The organism is Streptosporangium album, assembly GCF_014203795.1.
In the GTDB taxonomy this organism is placed as follows: domain Bacteria; phylum Actinomycetota; class Actinomycetes; order Streptosporangiales; family Streptosporangiaceae; genus Streptosporangium; species Streptosporangium album.
Window position 1 is genome coordinate 305,970 of record NZ_JACHJU010000002.1, and the last position, 17,511, is coordinate 323,480.

Genomic DNA, 17,511 nt, shown 5'->3' on the forward strand with positions numbered 1-17,511 from the left:
GCGGTACAGGGGCTCGGCGGGCCCTCTCGGCTCCGGGCCGACGGGTCGCCCTGGTTTCAGGCTAGACGGGTTGCGCGTCTCGTTTCAACGGAAAGGCTTGCCGTTGAAGGGTTTTATGGGCTGCACTGGCAGTGCGCGAAACCCGTACAAAAGCCTTAAAAGTGACAGTGGTCGGCCAAGGTTTGGGTTGCTACCATAAGGCAAATCTACCGAGATGTTAGGGTGCAAATTGTCTCGGAGACCGCTGTTGCAGGTGGGAAAGAAATGCTTTGAGCTGCTCAAATACGCTCAAGGGCGAGTGTGACCATCCAGTCGGTGCACCAGAGGTGGTTAAGGCGGAGCGGCGTTCTTCCCAATTAGCCTGTACAGCGAGCTCACTTGTGAAATAACGTAACTGAACTGAAATCGCCTGATCATGATCCCGGCGATACTGTCGCCGCACCACGAACATGCGGATGAGAGCAGGAGACCCCCCAATGTCGTCCGGACTCACAGCGGACCCGGTGGGCATGGAGCCCGGCAACGGCTGGGCTCACCCCTCGTGTCCGGAAGCGGTCTCCCTTCCGATGTCCTCCCCTGCGCACAAGGCGGTGATGCGATGACAGTCCGCCTTCTGACCAACATCGGCCGGCTCTGGACCGGCAATGACGTGTGCAGCAACGCCGCGATCCTGGTCCACAACGACCGGATCGCCTGGGTCGGCCGTGCCGCGGACCTGCCTCAGAGCGTCCCCGGTGTGGTGGACGACATCGTCGATGTCGACCACGTCGAGAACCTGGGCGGTGCGCTGGTCACACCTGGTCTGATCGACGCCCACACCCATCCGGTCTATGCGGGCAACCGCTACGCCGAGATGGCGATGCGCTCCGGAGGCTCCACGCCGTCCGCGATCACCGCCGCCGGTGGCGGCATCGGCTCCACCGTCACGGTGACGCGGGGCACCGACCCGTGGACCCTGTGCAACGGCGTGCGCGAGCGCCTGCGTGAATGGCTGCTCAACGGCACCACCACCGTGGAGGCCAAGACCGGCTACCACCTCACGCGAGACGGCGAACTGGCTGACGTGCGGCTCCTGCGTGAGCTCGAAAAAGAGCCGATGATGCCACGCGTGCATGTCACCTTCATGGCCGCGCACGTCGTCCCGCCGGAATACTTCGGCCGCCAGCGCGACTACGTCGAAGCCGTGGGCGCCTGGTGCGCCGACGCGGCCGCCGCCGGAGCCGACAGCGTCGACGTCTACTGCGACGAGGGCCACTTCACCACCGACGAGGCCCGCTGGGTGCTCGCCTCCGGCCGCAACGTCGGCCTGCTGCCCCGCGTGCACGCCGGCGCCTACAGCCGCCGCGGTGCCGTCCAGCTCGCGGCCGAGCTCGGCTGCGCCTCCGCCGACCTGCTCCACCACACCTCCGACGAGGACATCGCGGTCCTGGCCCGCTACGGCGTCCCCGCGGTGGTCTGCCCCGGGACCGCCCTCCAGCGTGGCAGCCTGCCGCCGGTCCGCCGCATGATGGCCCAGGGTGTCACGGTCGCCCTCGGTAGCGACCACAACCCCGGTCACTGCGGGATCACCTCGATGTCCCTGGTCATCAGCCTCGCCGTGGCCGCTTTCGGCATGAGCGTCGGTGACGCGCTCCGTGCCGCGACTCTCGGCGGAGCCACCGTCCTCGGCGTTCCCGACCGTGGCGTCCTTGCCCCCGGCCGCCTGGCCGACATCGTCCAGTGGGACGCCGACCACGAAGGCGCCTTCGCCTGGGCCTTCGGTCTCAAGCCCCGCCGGGTCTGGCGCGGCGGCACCCCCGTCCAGTAGGGCGGAGTCGCCGCCGGACCACCGTGCGGGATCATCGCGGAACAGGCTCCGCCGTCCAGCGAGGCGACCTCGGCCAACCCGTCGCGGAGAGCGACTTCGTCATCATTTGCTCAATGTTGTACGGAAAGTGGTGAGGCATCACTTTTATCCCGATCGGACGATCTCTTCTGGGTAACCTCTTCATACGTCGCCATCGGTCGCCATCGTCACGGACTCCACCGCGTACCTTCCCCGACAGGAGATCGTCCGCCTGGGGATCACCGAGGTCCCGCTTCAGGTGGTGGTGGGCGGCCGGGCACTCGACGATGTGGTGCAGATCGACGCTGAAGGGATGAACGACGCGCTCAGGGAATGGGCCCCGGTGACGACCTCCCGGCCCGCTGCCTCAGCGTCTGCCCGGACTCGGCAGGGTCACCGTGGTCGAAGTCGGCGCGGTCATCGGCGCACACACCGGCCCCGGCATGCTCGGCCTGACAGTCTCCCCCTTCTAAGGCCCGGTCTCCCTGTGGATACCTCGACGTTCTCCACAGAACCGGATTCGGCAAGGACCGCCTGGTGAGGTCGCCGTAGCGTCCTGAACGTGCGGACCACAGATCAGGCCACCGAGCGATTCCGAGCCGAGTCACGGCTGCGGGTGCTGACGGCCTCCGATGCCCCCGACCTCGCACCTCCACCGTCACTCCCGCCACACCCGGCCCACCGGATCCGACCTGGTGGCCCGGCAGGCCCGGACGGGCCATCGCACTTCGAGGGTCCCCCGCGAGTGCACTCCGCACCGGTCCCGCCCTCCTTCGGGGCCCTCCGCAGAGTCGTCGCCGCGCAGGGCCCCATGCTCGCCCCCAGCCGGCCGGGGTTGCGTCTGCTCCTCCTCATCGCCCTGACCGCGGTCGTCGCCGGTGGCGTCTACGCCTGGCGAGCTCAGCCGGAGCCCGAGCCTCTCGCCCCACCCCCGCCTGTCTCCGGTTCCCCGCTCCCGGCGCCGGCCTCCACTCTTTCCCCACGGTCCGACCTTTCACGGCCCGGTTCCCCGCAGTCCGGCGGCGTCACCGAGGTCACCGTCCACGTCACCGGAAAGGTCCGCCGGCCCGGGGTGATCACCCTGCCCGCCGGCTCCCGGGTCACCGACGCCGTCCAGGCCGCCGGTGGCGTCCGCAAGGGGTCCGCCGCCGGTCCTCTCAACCTCGCCCGCAAGCTCGTCGACGGCGAGCAGATCATCGTGGGCGCCTCCGGTCCTGCCGCGGCACCCGTCGTGGCCGACCCCGCGACGGTCGTCCTCGACCTCAACGCCGCCACCCCGCAGCAACTCGAACAACTGCCCGGCGTAGGTGAGGTGCTCGCTCGCCGCATCGTCGAATACCGCGACAGTCACGGCGGCTTCCGTGCCGTCGAGCAGCTACGCGAGGTCAGCGGTATCGGTGATCGGAAGTACGCCGAGATGAAAGACAGGGTCCGCATCTGATGCGGCGCTTCCGAATGTCGAGGCCCGGAGAACGACAGGGGGCGCATGCTCTCGCTCTTCTGCCGATCACGGCCACGGAAAGAACACACCCGGCCCACGGGCCGACGCCTCGGGGGACCAGGACGACGAGAGTCACGGGGCCGCGTATGACCACGCCTTCCTGCGGATCACGGAGATGACCGGCTTCAGTGTCTCCGCGGCCATCCGTGATGGCGGCAGCACGGAGAAAGGTCTGCGCCCGCACGCACTCCACCTGGTTCTGCCCGCCCTTGCCTCCTGGGCGACCGCTCTCATCCTTCTGGGCCTTCCCTCTCCGGTGGGCGCCACCGTGGCCGCGATCGCAGCGGTGGGCGCGCTCTCCGCGATGGCGGTGGTCCCCTCCGACGGGATCGCCGGTTGGCGTAATGCGGTGATCGGGATGCTGGGGTGTGTGGCGGCCGTCGCCGGGACGGTGGCCTTGCAGGTGCACGCGATCAGCACGGGGCCGGTGGCCGAGATGGCGGCAAGGGGAGCTTCGGCGACGGCGGAGGTGGTGGTGACGGACGATCCCCGGGAGCTTCCGCAGCACGGAGGACCGTACCGGCAGGAGAGTTTCGTGGTGCCCGCGCGGATCGAGGCGATAGGGGCCGGGTCAGGCCGGACGACCACGCGGGTTCCCGTGGTGATGCTCACTTCCGGAGATGAGTGGCGTTCCCTGCTGCCCAGCCAGCGGATCGCCGTCCAGGGGCGCTTCGGGCCGGCCGACGCCGGCGAGCTGGTCGCGGCGGTGATGCTGGTACGGGGACCACCGCGAGTGCTGGGCGAGCCCTCGTGGGTGCAGCGCACAGCGGCAACGCTCCGTTCGGGGCTGCGGGAGGCCGCCGGGGTGCTGCCACCGCTCCAGCGTGGCCTGCTGCCGGGACTCGTGGTCGGCGACGTCTCCCACCTGGACAGACAGGTAAAAGCAGATTTCAAGGCGGCCGGGCTCAGCCATCTCACCGCGGTCTCCGGTGCCAACCTGGCGATCGTGGCGGGAGCGGCGGTCGCGCTGGCCCGGACCGCAGGACTGCCTCTCGCGGCCCGGGCGGTGCTGGCGGCGTTCGCCATGCTCGCCTTCGCGATCGTCGCCCGTCCGTCACCCAGTGTGCTCCGCGCCCTTCTGATGGGCACCGTCGCCGCGGTGGCGCTCGGCACAGGCCGTTCGCGTGACGGTGTCGCGGCCCTGTCGGCGACCGTTCTGGGCCTGATCCTCTTCGACCCCGCCCTCGCCCGGTCCTATGGCTTCGCCCTGTCGGTCTGCGCCACCGGCGGCATCCTGGTCATCGCACCCCGCTGGCGGGACCGGCTGGAGAGGCGGATGCCCCGCTGGGCCGCCGAGGCGATCGCCGTGCCCGCAGCGGCCCAGGCAGCCGTCACCCCGGTGCTGGTCCTGATGTCCGGGCAGCTCGCCCCGGTGGCGATCCCCGCCAATCTGCTCGCGGGCCCGGCCGTCGCGCCCGCCACCCTGCTCGGCTCCGTCGCGGCACTGGTCGCCCCCCTGCACATGGGGTTCGCCCAGGTGCTGGTCCGCCCCGCGGGACTCGCCACCGGATGGATCATCGCGGTGGCGGAACGCGCCGCCGGGCTCCCGCTCGCGGTGATCCCATGGCCCGGGGGCGTCATCGGCCTGGTCATCCTGGCCGTCACGGCCCCGATCATTCTCCTGGCGCTGCGCCACCGGTGGTTGCGCCGGGCCGTCCTGGCCGCGGCGGCAGGGGTGGTCGTCGCCGCCACCGTGGCCGTGCCGATCGTGGCTCGCTGGCCGCCCAGGGGCTGGCTGCTGGTCGCGTGCGACGTCGGTCAGGGAGACGCGCTGCTGGTCGCCGCGGGACCAGGCCGTGCGGTGGTGGTCGACACGGGGCCCGATCCGGTGCTGATGGACCGGTGCCTGCGGTCCATGGGCGTCAGTGAGGTGCCGTTGGTCGTTCTCACCCATCCGCACTTCGACCACGTCGGTGGACTGGACGGAGTCTTCCGGGATCGCAGGGTGGGAGCGGTGGTGGTCACTCCGCACCGGGTCGCGGAACGGGAGAGTGCCAGGCTGAGCAACGATCTCGCCCGCCGCGGGGTCGTCGAGTGGGGGGCGCTGCCGGGTGCGAGTTGGCGCTTCGGCCCCTCCGAGCTCACGGTCGTCGCCCCGTCGGCCGAGGCGCCCCCGGCGGGAGGAGGGGAGGGGGCGGTCGTCAACAACGCCAGTGTCGTGCTCTACGTGCGCTGGGCGGCCGGCACGGCCCTGCTCAGCGGAGACATCGAGACCGAGGCCCAAGCGGAGCTGTTGCGGCGGGGTCTCCCGCCGGTCGATATTTTGAAGATCCCCCATCACGGATCAGGTGGGCACGATCCCGGCTTCTTCGCGGCGGCCGGCGCCCGCGCCGCGCTGATCAGCGTCGGAGCCGGCAACGACTACGGTCATCCCGCTCCGTCCACCCTCGCCCGGCTGAACATGCTCGGCGTCCGGGTCTACAGGACCGACCTGTCAGGAGACCTCGCCGTGGTGGCCCGCGAAGGAGGCCTGGCCATCATCGCCCGCGGTCCTGCCGGCCGGTGAACAGGCCTCAGGGGCCATGGCGACAGGCGATGTCGGTCAGGCCGAGAGCGACGAGGTGAGGAGGAGCGGCCGGCGCGAGCCGAGCGACGGCAGGGGCGCACGGCCGTCCGATTCCCATATCCGCCCAGGCGGTTGTTTGGACAGTTATACCGTACGCTGTACCGTACGCCATACGGTTCATGTCGGCCTGCCGGGGCCGGGCTCTCGTGCTTCTCCGCGCGAGGACACCGGACCGGCGGGTCGGCCGGCGCGTGCCAACAACGGAGGAGCGGACAGTGACGGAAACCCAGAAAAGCCCATTCGGCAACGGCGCCTTCATTCCGACTGCCGAGGATCGGCGGAGCGTCGAGGCATGGTTCGCCGAATACGACGCCCACAGCGCGAAGGTCGACGTCGAGCGCATGGCCGACATGGCGATGTTCCCTCTCAACGTGGTGACCGACAGCGCCGACGGCGAGGGCCTGGTGGCCCAGTGGACGCGTGAGCGGTTCATGCGCACGATGGCCGGAGTGATGGGCGGCGGCGAGCAGGGCGACATCCAGATGGAGTCCACCCGTACACCGCATTTCCTGACCGAGCATCTGGTCGTCGTGGTCACCGACGCGACGGTGACGATGAACGGCGAGCCGTACAGCATGCGCTACGCGGATCTGCTGGTGAGGGCCGGTGGCCGATGGGTCTTCCAGACCATGGTGCAGGGAGGATGGGCCGAGGCGTGGAAGGAGGCCCCGCAGGACGCCTGACGCCCTGAGCGCTCTCGTCACGGTCTCTCCGCAGACGGGTCTCATGGCGTGAGTCCTCACGCCGGCCACCACGATGACGTCTTCCTGCCGGGAGTCTCCCGACGCGGCCTGTTGGGCCGCTGAGAGGTTCCCGGTGTCTCATCCCCCTCGTTCCGTGGTCTCCCGGGCGAAGGTCAGGCCGTGGTCGTGGCCGGGCTACGGAACTCGGTGTCCAGGTCGGCGGCATAGACCGACCGGCTGCAGCGTGCGCAGCGATACATGACGGGACCCTCGTCGAGAACCGTTCCGCAGCGCGGGCAGGCATGGCGGCAGCTAGTGAAGTTCGTCATGGTCTCGTCTCCCCTGATTGCTCCAAGGGTGCCTCGTGATGCCTGCAGTCGGATTGCGAACGGCTTGCTGATGGCGATCCGGTCGCCGGCACGTGGCATGCTGCTGGCATGGTGGCAACCGATCCGGCATCCGTGACCTTGGTAATCGGCGACGAGGAGTTGCTGGCCGACCGTGCCGTGGGTGAGGTGATCGCGGCGGCGCGTGCGGCGGACCCGGGCACCGAGGTGCACGACCTGATCGGTGGGAAGGTCGAGCCGGGGGAGCTGACCCGGCTGACCTCGCCCTCGCTGTTCGGGGACAGGTCGGTGGTGGCGATCCGCTCGGCCCAGGATCTGGCCAAGGAGGTCATCGCCGAGATCGTCTCCTATGCCGCGCATCCGGCCGAGGAGACCGTGATGGTTCTCGTCCACCCCGGCGGGGTCAAGGGGAAGGCCCTGGTCGACGGGGTCAAGAAGGCCGGTGCCCGGGTGGTCGCCGTCACCAAGCTGACCAAACCGGCCGAGCGGCTCGCGTTCGTCAAGGCCGAACTGAAGCGGGCGGGGCGGAGCATCGGGGCGGACGCGGCCGTCGCCCTGCTCGACGCGGTGGGCAACGATCTGCGGGAGCTGGCCGCCGCCTGCAGCCAGCTCGCCTTCGACACCCCGGGCAAGACCATCGACGAGGCGGCCGTCGCCCGCTACCACCGTGGCCGGGCCGAGGTCAGCGGGTTCACCGTGGCCGACTCGGCCGTCGAAGGCCGCCTGGGCGACGCTCTTGAGCAGCTCCGCTGGGCGCTTGCCACCGGGACGGCGCCCGTCCTGCTGGTGAGCGCGCTCGCCGGGGGCCTGCGGTCGCTGGCCAAGGTGGGCGGCGCCCCGCGTAACCTGCGCGGGGGACAGCTCGCCAGCCATCTCGGCATGCCGCCCTGGAAGATCGACCGGGTCCAGCGGCAGCTCAACGGCTGGGGCCCCGATGGCATCGCCCGTGCGATCCAGGCCGCCGCCACCGCGGACGAGCAGGTAAAAGGGGGCGGCGCGGATCCCGCCTATGCCCTGGAGCACATGATTCAGACCGTTGTCGCCAGCCGTACGGGCCGTTAGGCGGGTTACGGACTCGCCGAGCGCAGCCGCAGGGGCCTTGAGCACCCCGGCCTGCTCAAGGCGCCGCCGCCGGGTGCTCTGGAGTCCGGGGGCGGAGCGGTCCGGCGGGGAAGGGCATGTCCCCGAGGGGCCTGCCCGGCGGTGAGCAAGGACGGCGATCCGGGGACCCGCCTGACGGGAACGCCAGAACGCCGCACCCCCGCTGGGAGGGTGCGGCGTCCGGAAGAGCCTGGATTACTTGGCGGCCGACAGCTCGCCGACGCGCTGGGCGATGGCCGACTTGCGGTTGGCGGCCTGGTTCTTGTGAATCACGCCCTTGCTGGCGGCCTTGTCCAGCTGACGGGAGGCGACGCGCTGCAGCGCGACGGCCTCGTCGACGTTGCCCTGGTCGGCGGCCTCGCGGAACTTACGGACGGCCGTCTTCAGGGAAGACTTGACAGCCTTGTTACGCAGCCGGGCCTTTTCGTTCTGCCGGTTGCGCTTGATCTGGGACTTGATGTTCGCCACGAAGAAGCCTCGGTGAATGTCGTCGGAGTGGGGCGCGCGGGCAGAGAGGGCGCGCCACACGCAGTTGAACAGGCTACCGTCTGCCCGGACGGTCGCTCAAATCGACTGCCTGGACAGAGGGATGCGGGATTAGTTTACCGTGCCGCTCTCATGGGTGCGACCAGAAACGCTCGTATTCGGACCAGTCTTCCGCCGTCGCCGCGAAGTCGACGTACAGCGCCAGCCCGAACCGCTCGCGGGGCCGGCCATGGGCGGTCAGTGCCAGCCGTGCGCCCTCTGCGGCGGTCGCGACGCTCTCCGCCGCGTCGGACCATGTCACACCGTGATCATGATAGGCCGGGGCGCCGATCAGCAGGGACTTGCCCGGCGGCACGAGATCCAGTGCGATGGTGCCCTGCCGTACGACGTGGCCTCCGTAGAGGAGTTCGGAGGGGAGGAAGGAGTCATAGGTCATGATCGCCACCTGGTCGGTGCGGGCCACGACCTCCTTGAAGTAGTCGGGCGACCAGTACTTGTCGTGGCCGATGACGGCGCGGACGGCCGGGCGCATCAGCGGGAACGGTTCGATCTGCGGGGTCGAACTGGAGATCAGGCCGTCACCCACGATCGCGCGCGTCCGGGTCAGCAGGTCCAGGAAGTCGGTGTCACCGCTGCCGATCGGCTCGAAGTTGTAGTGCACGCCGTCGAAGCCCAGCGCCATGATGTGGCTCACACTGTCCAGCACGCGCTGCCTGGAGGCCGGGTCGTCGAGGTTCAGGACGCCGTCGACCTTCTGGCCGAGCCAGGCCGACACCCGGATGCCGGGCAGCGCCGCGTGCCACCACTTCAGGAAATCTCCGGCCTTGGTGTATTTCGCCGCGGGCAGCGTCCCATCGGAGTCGAAGGGCCCCGAGTGGACGTACACGTCCTTGATCCCCGTCGTGCGCAGCCGTACGGCGAGGCCCTTCACATCGGCGGCGTCCTTGCGGCCGTCGACCCACGCGTGGCCGAGCCAGAGGGCGTCGTGGCCGGTGGTTTTCGCCCATGGGGCGGGTGTCCCGGTAAACTGGAGAGTGAGAGTGGCCGCGGCCACTCCTGGCAGCACAAGGAGCACGGCGGCCACCATCGCGAGAAACCGCAGGCTGCGCCGTGCTCTGGTCCGGGCAATCACCCGGACATGTCACCATGGAAGACGGCTGGTATGCCAGTCGTCGATCGTCATCAATCCCGTCGAAACGGACACCGGTGCGTATTCAGCCTGGCCAGACCGATCCCGCGGTGATCCGCAACTTCTGCATCATCGCGCACATCGACCATGGCAAGTCGACGCTTGCCGACCGCATGCTGCAGATCACCGGTGTGGTCGACGATCGCTCCATGCGCGCCCAGTACCTCGACCGCATGGACATCGAGCGCGAGCGCGGGATCACCATCAAGTCGCAGGCGGTCCGGCTGCCGTGGCAGATGGACGGCACCGACTACGTCCTCAACATGATCGACACTCCTGGGCACGTCGACTTCACCTACGAGGTGTCCCGCTCGCTCCAGGCCTGTGAGGGCGCGATCCTGCTGGTCGACGCCGCGCAGGGCATCGAGGCGCAGACCCTGGCGAACCTCTACCTGGCCATGAACAACGACATGACGATCATCCCGGTGCTCAACAAGATCGACCTGCCGGCCGCGCAGCCGGAGAAGTACGCCGCGGAGATCGCCCACCTCATCGGCTGCGAGCCGGAGGACGTGCTCAAGGTCTCCGGCAAGACCGGCGTGGGCGTCCGGGAGCTGCTCGACCACGTGGTGCGGAACATCCCGGCCCCGGTCGGCGACGCCGACGCGCCCGCCCGTGCGCTGATCTTCGACTCCGTCTACGACACCTACCGCGGCGTCATCACCTACGTCCGGGTCATGGACGGTCACCTGGGCAAGCGCGAGCGCATCCTGATGATGTCCACCGCCGCGGCCCACGAGACCCTGGAGATCGGCGTCATCTCGCCGGAGCCGAAGATCGCCGACAAGGGGCTCGGCGTCGGTGAGGTGGGCTACCTCATCACCGGCGTGAAGGACGTCCGCCAGTCGCGGGTCGGCGACACCGTCACCGCCGTCGCGCGCCCGGCCGCCGAGGCGCTCAGCGGCTACGAGCACCCCAAGCCGATGGTCTTCTCGGGCCTCTACCCGATCGACGGCGACGACTACCCCGAACTCCGCGAGGCCCTGGACAAGCTCCAGCTCAACGACGCCGCCCTGGTCTACGAGCCGGAGACCTCCGCGGCCCTGGGCTTCGGCTTCCGCTGCGGCTTCCTCGGCCTGCTCCACATGGAGATCGTCCGCGAGCGGCTGGAACGCGAGTTCAACCTCTCGCTCATCTCCACCGCGCCCAACGTCATCTACCGAGTGATCATGGAGGACGGCAAGGAGGTCACCGTCACCAACCCGTCGGAGTTCCCGACGGGCAAGGTCGACAAGGTCTTCGAGCCCATGGTGAAGTCCACGGTGCTGGTCCCCTCGGAGTTCATCGGCACCATCATGGAGCTCTGTCAGAACCGCCGGGGAAACCTGCAGGGCATGGACTACCTGTCCGAGGACCGCGTCGAGATCCGCTACACCATGCCGCTCGGCGAGATCATCTTCGACTTCTTCGACCAGCTCAAGTCCCGCACCCGCGGTTACGCCTCACTGGACTACGAGCCCTCGGGCGAGCAGGAGTCCGACCTGGTGAAGGTCGACATCCTGCTCCAGGGGGAGGCCGTGGACGCCTTCAGCGCCATCGTTCACCGGGAGAAGTCCTACGGCTACGGCGTCGAGATGGCCAAGAAGCTCCGCGAGCTCATCCCGAGGCAGCAGTTCGAGGTCCCGATCCAGGCCGCCATCGGCGCCCGCGTCATCGCCCGCGAGAACATCCGCGCCATCCGCAAGGACGTCCTCGCCAAGTGCTACGGCGGTGACATCTCCCGTAAGCGCAAGCTGCTGGAGAAGCAGAAGGAAGGCAAGAAGCGGATGAAGATGGTCGGCCGCGTCGAGGTGCCCCAGGAGGCCTTCGTCGCCGCGCTGTCCACCGAATCCTCCACCGACAAGTCCAAGAAGTAGCCGTCGTCCCGGCTCGGGGGCGGCCCGAGCCGGAACGACGGACGTGTGGGCGGGGCCGCCGGTGACCCGGAACCTGTACGGCCCCGCCCTGCTCTCGGGGGAAAACGCCTCAGCGCAGGACGCCGTAGAGCGCCGAGGTCAGTGACGCCTTGGCGTCGTCCTGGTCGATGGACCACATCATGGAGCCGCCGAGCCCTCTGAGGCGGATGTAGGCCGCCTTCTGGAGCAGCGTGGCGGGATCGTCGTAGGACCAGAACTCGTTTCCGTCGTAGATCCAGACGCTGCCGGTCAGCAGGTCGCGGTAGCGCCTGCCCGGCTTGTTCACCAGGTTCTTGTAGTCGTCGCTACCGGCCGCCCAGGTGCCGTACAGGCCGTTCCTGCCGCCGGTGACGCCGGTCCAGCCCTGCCCGTACGCCGGGACGCCGACCACGAGCTTCCTGGCCGGGGCGCCGCGGGACAGGTAGTCGCGGACGGTCTGGTCCACGCTGTACTTCACCGGGTTGGGGTCGCGCCGGTCGGTGAGCAGGTTGGCGTTGTGACCTGTGCGGTTCTCCCACGAGCCGTGCAGGTCATAGCCCTGGACGGTGGCGAAGGTGAGCTGCTTGAAGACGTCGCGGACCTCGAAGCCCGCGTCGATCTTCGCTACCGCGGCGGGCAGGAAGGCGGTCAGCTCGCTCCGCCGGTCCAGCTCGTCCATCTGGCGGCGGAGTTCGGTGACGAAGAGGGTGAAGTTCCGCCGGTCCTCGGGCCGGATGACGTTGCCGTCGTTGCCGGAGGAGCCCGGCCACTCCCAGTCCAGGTCGATGCCGTCGAAGACGCCGGCCCCGGTGCCGGGCGCTGCCAGTCCGCCCACGCGTCGGCGGAGACACAGTCTCCCTGGGCGCCGACGGAACCGAAGGCGTAGTTGATGTGCGTCAGCTTGGCGGCGGCACCGCTGGCATCCAGGTCCTTGACGTGGTAGTTGCGGGCGTAGATCCCCCACTGGATGAAGTACGCGACCCGTTTGAAGCGGTCGCCGTGGTCCGGGGCGGTCTGCGCCTGAGCCGGGGCCGGCAGGGCTGTCGCCGTGAGGCCGGCGGCAAGGGCCACCGCGAGCATGTGCCGGAGGAGTCTCCGCACGGGCTTCTCCACTTGCTTGGAGTAGTAACTTATAGGAAACTTTCCTTTAAGTTTTCACGGATCGTAGACCTGGGTGATCTACGCGTCAACGGTCTGCCGGAGATTCGCCGTCCCGGACGGCGCCGGGCGGTTTCCGGACCCGTGTCCCGGGCATCGCGGCCGGAGCGGCAGACTTGGTGTCGTGCCATCCACACTTCCCGACGGTGACCCCGTACCGGCCTCGGGCCGGCTCCCCGACAGCGCGCTCCACGGGCTCGGCGGGCGGCCCTTCGGCTTCTACGTCCACGTGCCCTTCTGTGTGACCCGCTGCGGCTACTGCGACTTCAACACCTACACGGCGTCCGAGCTGGGCCCGGGCGCCTCGCACAAGGACTACGCCGACACCGCCGTGGACGAGGTACGGCGGGCACGTGCCAACCTCGGCGACGTGGACCTGCCGGTCGAGACCGTGTTCTTCGGCGGGGGCACCCCCACCCTGCTGCCCGCGGCGGACCTGGTCCGGATCCTGGGCGCGATCGAGGAGGAGTTCGGGCTCGCTCCCGGCGCCGAGGTGACCACCGAGGCCAACCCCGAGTCCGTGGACCCGTCCTACCTGGCCGAGCTCCGGGCCGGTGGGTTCACCCGGATGAGCTTCGGCATGCAGAGCGCCCGCGAGCACGTGCTCGCGGTGCTGGACCGCCGGCACACGCCCGGCCGCCCGGCGCGCGCCGTACAGGAGGCCAGGGAGGCCGGGTTCGACCACGTCAACCTCGACCTGATCTACAGCACGCCGGGGGAGAGCGACGACGACTGGCGCGCCTCGCTGGCGGCGGCGATCGAGGCCGGGCCCGACCACGTGTCGGCCTACTCGCTGATCGTCGAGGACGGCACCAGGCTGGCCGCCAGAATCCGGCGCGGTGAGCTGCCGATGCCCGACGACGACGTGGCCGCCGACCGTTACCTCATCGCCGACGCCATGCTCGCCGAGGCCGGGTTCGAATGGTATGAGGTGTCCAACTGGGCGACCTCGGAGGCCGGACGCTGCCGTCACAACCTGCTCTACTGGACCGGCGGCGACTGGTGGGGGGTCGGCCCCGGCGCGCACAGCCACGTCGGGGGCACCCGGTGGTGGAACGTCAAGCATCCGGCGGCCTACGCCCAGCGCCTGTCCTCCGGCGTCTCGCCCGCGCACGCGCGCGAGGTGCTCACTCCGCAGGACAGGGCGGTGGAGCGGCTGATGCTGGAGCTCAGGCTCGCCCAGGGCTTCCCGCTCAAGGAGATCGAACGGCCGCCGGTGGTCGCCCGGGCGCTGGCCGACGGCCTGCTGGAGGCGGAGCCGTTCAAGACGGGCCGCGCGGTGCTGACACTGCGCGGCCGTCTCCTGGCCGATGCCCTGGTCCGCGATCTGACATGAGATCGTCCGCGTTCAGCTGACGAATCGGATGCTCAGCGGGTAGCGGTAGTTCTCGCCCCGGTTGGCCGAGACAGCAGCGATGATCATGAAGATGAGCGACCCGATCCAGACCACCGGCATCAGGAGGAATCCGATCAGCACGAAGGCCAGGACCCAGGAGACCATGTAGGCGATCACCAGGGTGAGCTGGAAGTTGAGTGCCTCGGCCGCCTGGTCGCGCACGTAGGGGGACTCGTCCTTCTTCACGAGATACATCACCAGAGGGCCGGCGAACCACGTCAGCAGGCCCAGCAGATGGGCGAGCATCGCCATAGTGGTGTCGTCGCCGCCGGGTCGGGGGCCGTACGTCCCCGGCGGTGCCGGGTGCCCGTACCCGGGCGGTGGCCCGTACCCGCCGTACGGCCCGGGCGGCTGGTAGGCGTCCTGGTAGCCGTAACCCCCTGTTCCGTACGGCGGGGCGGCGGGAGGCGGGTAGCCCTGGCCGCTCTGTCCGTACGGCGAGGCGGGAGGCGGCGGGTTGCCTTGACCGGGCTGGGTGTGACCGGATCGAGGCGGCTGATCGATGTGTCCGGTGTGCTCGTCGTCCGCGGATTCCTGTCGCGGGCCGTCGGGACTGTCACTCATGACCCCTCCTGATGGGGTGTGGCGGGGTTAGTCGTCTTCGCTCGGAGCGGTCACGAAGTCGATCAGCTCCTCGACCGGGCCGAGGAGCTCCGGCTCCAGATCGGCGTAGGTGGTGACCGATCCGAGAATACGGCGCCAGGCGTCTCTGGGCTCCAGATCCCAGCCCAGGGCGGCGATGACCCCCTCTTTCCAGGGGAGACCACGCGGGACCGCCGGCCAGGAGGCGATCTTCAGCACCGAGGGCCTGACCGCCTGCCAGACGTCCACGAACGGGTGCCCGACGATCAGCACGTGCGGTGAGGAGACCTGGGAGGCGATCCGGCTCTCCTTCGATCCGGGGATCAGGTGGTCGACGAGCACGCCCAGACGGCGGTCCGGACCGGGACCGAACTCCGCCACGATCGAGGGCAGGTGGTCGATCCCCTCCAGATACTCCACGACCACGCCCTCGACCCGGAGGTCGTGGCCCCAGACCTTCTCCACGAGCGCCGCGTCGTGCACGCCCTCCACGTAGATCCGGCTCTCCTTGGCCACCCTGGCCCGCAGGCCCTCCACCGCGATGGAGCCCGAGGCGCTCCGCCGGGGAGCCTGCGGCGCGGTGGCGGGCCGTACCAGCGTCACCACCTTGCCCTCCAGGAGGAAGGCGGCGGGCTCCAGCGGGAACAGCCGCCGTCGCCCGAACCGGTCCTCCAGCGTGACGGCTTCCTTGTCGCAGGCCACCACGGCGCCGCAGAAGCCGCCGTCGACGTCCTCCACGACCAGGTCGAGCTCGGCGGGGACCTGGGGGATCTTTCCCTTGAGAGGGCGCCGCCAGTTCTCCGCAAGCACGTCACGCTCGTACATCAGCCACCGCCCACTCTCTCGCCATGGATCAAGGGGACGGTAGCAAAAGCCACGATCACCCGCTGTACGGTCCGGGAGGTCCCCACTGCGAGACCGCCGCCTGGCGCTTGCGGGCGCCGCTCCGCCTCACCAGTACGACGATCGTGACGACGACCGCCAGCAGGAAGCCTGCGCTCGGCACCGCGACCAGCGCGACCGTTCCGCCCATCAGAGAGCCGGTGACGAGTTCCCTGCCCACGCCGAACCTGGCGCTCGACGCCTCGGGGGTGGTGCACGTGAGCTGGTAGTCGCCCTTCTTGTCCACCCCCACCCGCAGAGCCATCTCCCAGATGACGCCGTCCGCGGTCACGGTCTGCTGGACGCTCGGCCGCTGGAGCCTGACCGTTCCCGGATCGCCCTGGATCTGGCACTCGTACGTGGTGCCCGCCACGGCCGAGACGTAGATGGCGGGCCTGTCCGCCGGATCGAGCGGGACCGTCACGGTCTTGCCCGCGTCGAACGAGCCGGTGGGCGCGGCGTCGGTGATGGCGCCGACGAGGCCGCCGGCGAAGCCGGCGACCCCGACGATCACGCTGAGCACGAAGACGAGCCAGGCGCCGACGATCCATCCGACACTGGGCTTGATCTTCGCCTTCGGTCCGGGTCCCTGAGGCGCGCCGTAGCCGGGGGGCGCGTAGCCGTAGGAGGGGGCGCCCTGCTGCTGCGGGCCATAGGGCTGCTGAGGCGCGCCGTAACCTGGTGCGCCCGATGGGGGTACAAAATCATGGGACATGTCATAAATTGTGGGTCTTGCCGCTTGTATAGCGATAGCAGTCGGCTTGACGACTACTTGGCTCTGCCATCCTGACGTCGTGTCATCGCACCCCGCGAGCAGGGGCCGTACACTTGGCACTCGGGAACACAGAGTGCCAGACCTGGCGTTTCACGTTCGGGTGTGGGCAGGGAGGTGAGCGCGTTGGTCGACGACCGTAAGTTGGCGGTGCTCCGCGCCATCGTCGAGGACTACGTGTCCACCAACGAGCCGGTGGGCTCCAAGGCCCTCGTCGAACGGCACAACCTGGGTGTCTCGCCCGCGACCATCCGTAACGACATGGCGGTGCTGGAGGAGCAGGGCTACATCGCCCAGCCCCACACCAGCGCCGGCCGGGTCCCCACCGACAAGGGCTACAGGCTGTTCGTCGACCGGCTTTCGCGGGTGAAGCCGCTGTCGAGCGCGGAGAAGAAGGCCATCGAGACCTTCCTCGCCGGCGCCGTGGACATCGACGACGTCGTCATGCGCACGGTGCGGCTGCTGGCACAGCTCACCCGTCAGGTCGCCGTCGTGCAATACCCCACGCTGACCAACTCCACGGTCCGCCACGTCGAGCTGGTCCCGCTGAGCGAGCGCCGGCTGATGTTCGTGCTCATCACCAACACGGGACGGGTCGAGCAGCGCGTGGTCGAGCTGCCCGACGTGGTCGACGAGAACCGGGTCGCCCATCTGCGCGCGACTCTCAACGCCTGCCTGGACGGGTGCGGGCTGGCCTGTGTCCCGGACATGGTCGCCGATCTGCCCGCCCGGCTTCCGGCGGAGGACCGGCCGCTCGCGGCCACGGTTCTGTCGGTGCTGCTGGAGTCCCTGGTGGACCGGCATGATGAAAAGATTGTCTTCGCCGGGGCCGCCAACCTCGCGGGAGCCGACTTCACCGTCGGACTCCGCGATGTGCTGGAGGCTCTGGAAGAGCAGGTCGTGCTCATGCGCCTGCTCGGTGAGACCTCCGACGTGTCGGCGCTGACGGTGCGGATCGGCTCGGAGAACCCCTACACGGGTCTCCAGGGCACATCGATCGTCGCCGCCGGATACGGTTCGGGGGACAAGCAACTGGCCCGGCTCGGTGTGCTGGGTCCGACGCGAATGGACTACCCGGTCACGATGGGCGCGGTGCGCGCGGTGGCACGCTACGTCAGCCAGATCCTGGCTGCATCCTAAGAGGTCAAC

At 69.3% G+C, this 17,511-nt stretch carries 16 protein-coding genes; 9 read left to right on the forward strand and 7 right to left on the reverse strand.

Annotated elements, in window-relative coordinates; translation table 11 throughout:
• Positions 1 to 598: 598 nt before the first annotated feature.
• The 5 genes from hutI (at position 599) to FHR32_RS25065 (ending at position 6,575) form a co-directional block, all read left to right on the forward strand.
• Positions 599 to 1,807, forward strand: coding sequence for an imidazolonepropionase (hutI, locus tag FHR32_RS25045; protein WP_184756960.1), 1,209 nt, complete (start codon positions 599 to 601; stop codon positions 1,805 to 1,807).
• A 256-nt stretch (positions 1,808 to 2,063) separates the two neighbouring features.
• A complete protein-coding gene (locus FHR32_RS47350; RefSeq protein WP_376773404.1) occupies positions 2,064 to 2,366 on the forward strand; it encodes a hypothetical protein in 303 nt (100 codons plus the stop codon).
• 204 nt (positions 2,367 to 2,570) lie between these two features.
• Positions 2,571 to 3,266 carry a ComEA family DNA-binding protein gene (locus tag FHR32_RS25055; protein ID WP_184756961.1) on the forward strand — a complete coding sequence of 232 codons (696 nt, stop codon included), beginning with the start codon at positions 2,571 to 2,573 and terminating at the stop codon, positions 3,264 to 3,266.
• 175 nt (positions 3,267 to 3,441) lie between these two features.
• Positions 3,442 to 5,832 carry a ComEC/Rec2 family competence protein gene (locus tag FHR32_RS25060; RefSeq protein ID WP_184756962.1) on the forward strand — a complete coding sequence of 797 codons (2,391 nt, stop codon included), beginning with the start codon at positions 3,442 to 3,444 and terminating at the stop codon, positions 5,830 to 5,832.
• 275 nt (positions 5,833 to 6,107) lie between these two features.
• Entirely contained in the window at positions 6,108 to 6,575 is a 468-nt protein-coding gene (locus tag FHR32_RS25065; protein ID WP_184756963.1) for a nuclear transport factor 2 family protein, read from the forward strand.
• A 173-nt stretch (positions 6,576 to 6,748) separates the two neighbouring features.
• Here the strand turns inward: FHR32_RS25065 and FHR32_RS25070 are convergent, their stop codons facing one another.
• Positions 6,749 to 6,904 (reverse strand): hypothetical protein, encoded by a 156-nt coding sequence (locus FHR32_RS25070; protein WP_184756964.1) that lies wholly within the window; start codon positions 6,902 to 6,904, stop codon positions 6,749 to 6,751.
• Positions 6,905 to 7,012: 108 nt separating this feature from the next.
• Here FHR32_RS25070 and holA point away from each other — a divergent pair, with 108 nt between their 5' ends.
• The gene (gene holA / locus FHR32_RS25075) at positions 7,013 to 7,984 is read left to right on the forward strand and encodes a DNA polymerase III subunit delta (RefSeq protein WP_184756965.1); all 972 of its coding nucleotides are present in this window, start codon (positions 7,013 to 7,015) and stop codon (positions 7,982 to 7,984) included.
• A gap of 234 nt (positions 7,985 to 8,218) precedes the next feature.
• Here holA and rpsT read toward each other — a convergent pair whose 3' ends face one another.
• Positions 8,219 to 8,491 carry a 30S ribosomal protein S20 gene (gene rpsT / locus FHR32_RS25080; RefSeq protein WP_184756966.1) on the reverse strand — a complete coding sequence of 91 codons (273 nt, stop codon included), beginning with the start codon at positions 8,489 to 8,491 and terminating at the stop codon, positions 8,219 to 8,221.
• 148 nt (positions 8,492 to 8,639) lie between these two features.
• On the reverse strand, positions 8,640 to 9,641 hold the full coding sequence (locus FHR32_RS25085; protein WP_184756967.1) for a glycoside hydrolase family 18 protein: 1,002 nt from the start codon (positions 9,639 to 9,641) through the stop codon (positions 8,640 to 8,642).
• 74 nt (positions 9,642 to 9,715) lie between these two features.
• On the opposite strand from FHR32_RS25085, the gene lepA reads away from it, so the two are divergent.
• Entirely contained in the window at positions 9,716 to 11,554 is a 1,839-nt protein-coding gene (gene lepA, locus FHR32_RS25090) for a translation elongation factor 4 (protein ID WP_184756968.1), read from the forward strand.
• A gap of 109 nt (positions 11,555 to 11,663) precedes the next feature.
• Here lepA and FHR32_RS25095 read toward each other — a convergent pair whose 3' ends face one another.
• Complete coding sequence (locus tag FHR32_RS25095) at positions 11,664 to 12,407, reverse strand: glycoside hydrolase family 18 protein (protein WP_312882690.1); 744 nt, start codon at positions 12,405 to 12,407, stop codon at positions 11,664 to 11,666.
• Positions 12,408 to 12,854: 447 nt separating this feature from the next.
• Between FHR32_RS25095 and hemW the strand changes: the two genes are divergently transcribed.
• A complete protein-coding gene (gene hemW, locus FHR32_RS25100) occupies positions 12,855 to 14,066 on the forward strand; it encodes a radical SAM family heme chaperone HemW (protein ID WP_184756969.1) in 1,212 nt (403 codons plus the stop codon).
• 12 nt (positions 14,067 to 14,078) lie between these two features.
• Here the strand turns inward: hemW and FHR32_RS25105 are convergent, their stop codons facing one another.
• The 3 genes from FHR32_RS25105 to FHR32_RS25115 are packed head-to-tail and all read right to left on the reverse strand — an operon-like array spanning position 14,079 to position 16,305.
• Positions 14,079 to 14,690: a DUF4870 domain-containing protein gene (locus FHR32_RS25105; protein ID WP_184756970.1), complete on the reverse strand. Its 612-nt coding sequence runs from the start codon at positions 14,688 to 14,690 to the stop codon at positions 14,079 to 14,081.
• Between the two features lie 27 nt (positions 14,691 to 14,717).
• The gene (locus FHR32_RS25110; RefSeq protein WP_184756971.1) at positions 14,718 to 15,533 is read right to left on the reverse strand and encodes a DUF3097 domain-containing protein; all 816 of its coding nucleotides are present in this window, start codon (positions 15,531 to 15,533) and stop codon (positions 14,718 to 14,720) included.
• Positions 15,534 to 15,588: 55 nt separating this feature from the next.
• On the reverse strand, positions 15,589 to 16,305 hold the full coding sequence (locus FHR32_RS25115; RefSeq protein ID WP_184756972.1) for a hypothetical protein: 717 nt from the start codon (positions 16,303 to 16,305) through the stop codon (positions 15,589 to 15,591).
• A gap of 183 nt (positions 16,306 to 16,488) precedes the next feature.
• On the opposite strand from FHR32_RS25115, the gene hrcA reads away from it, so the two are divergent.
• Positions 16,489 to 17,502 (forward strand): heat-inducible transcriptional repressor HrcA, encoded by a 1,014-nt coding sequence (gene hrcA / locus FHR32_RS25120; protein WP_184757810.1) that lies wholly within the window; start codon positions 16,489 to 16,491, stop codon positions 17,500 to 17,502.
• Positions 17,503 to 17,511 lie beyond the last annotated feature (9 nt).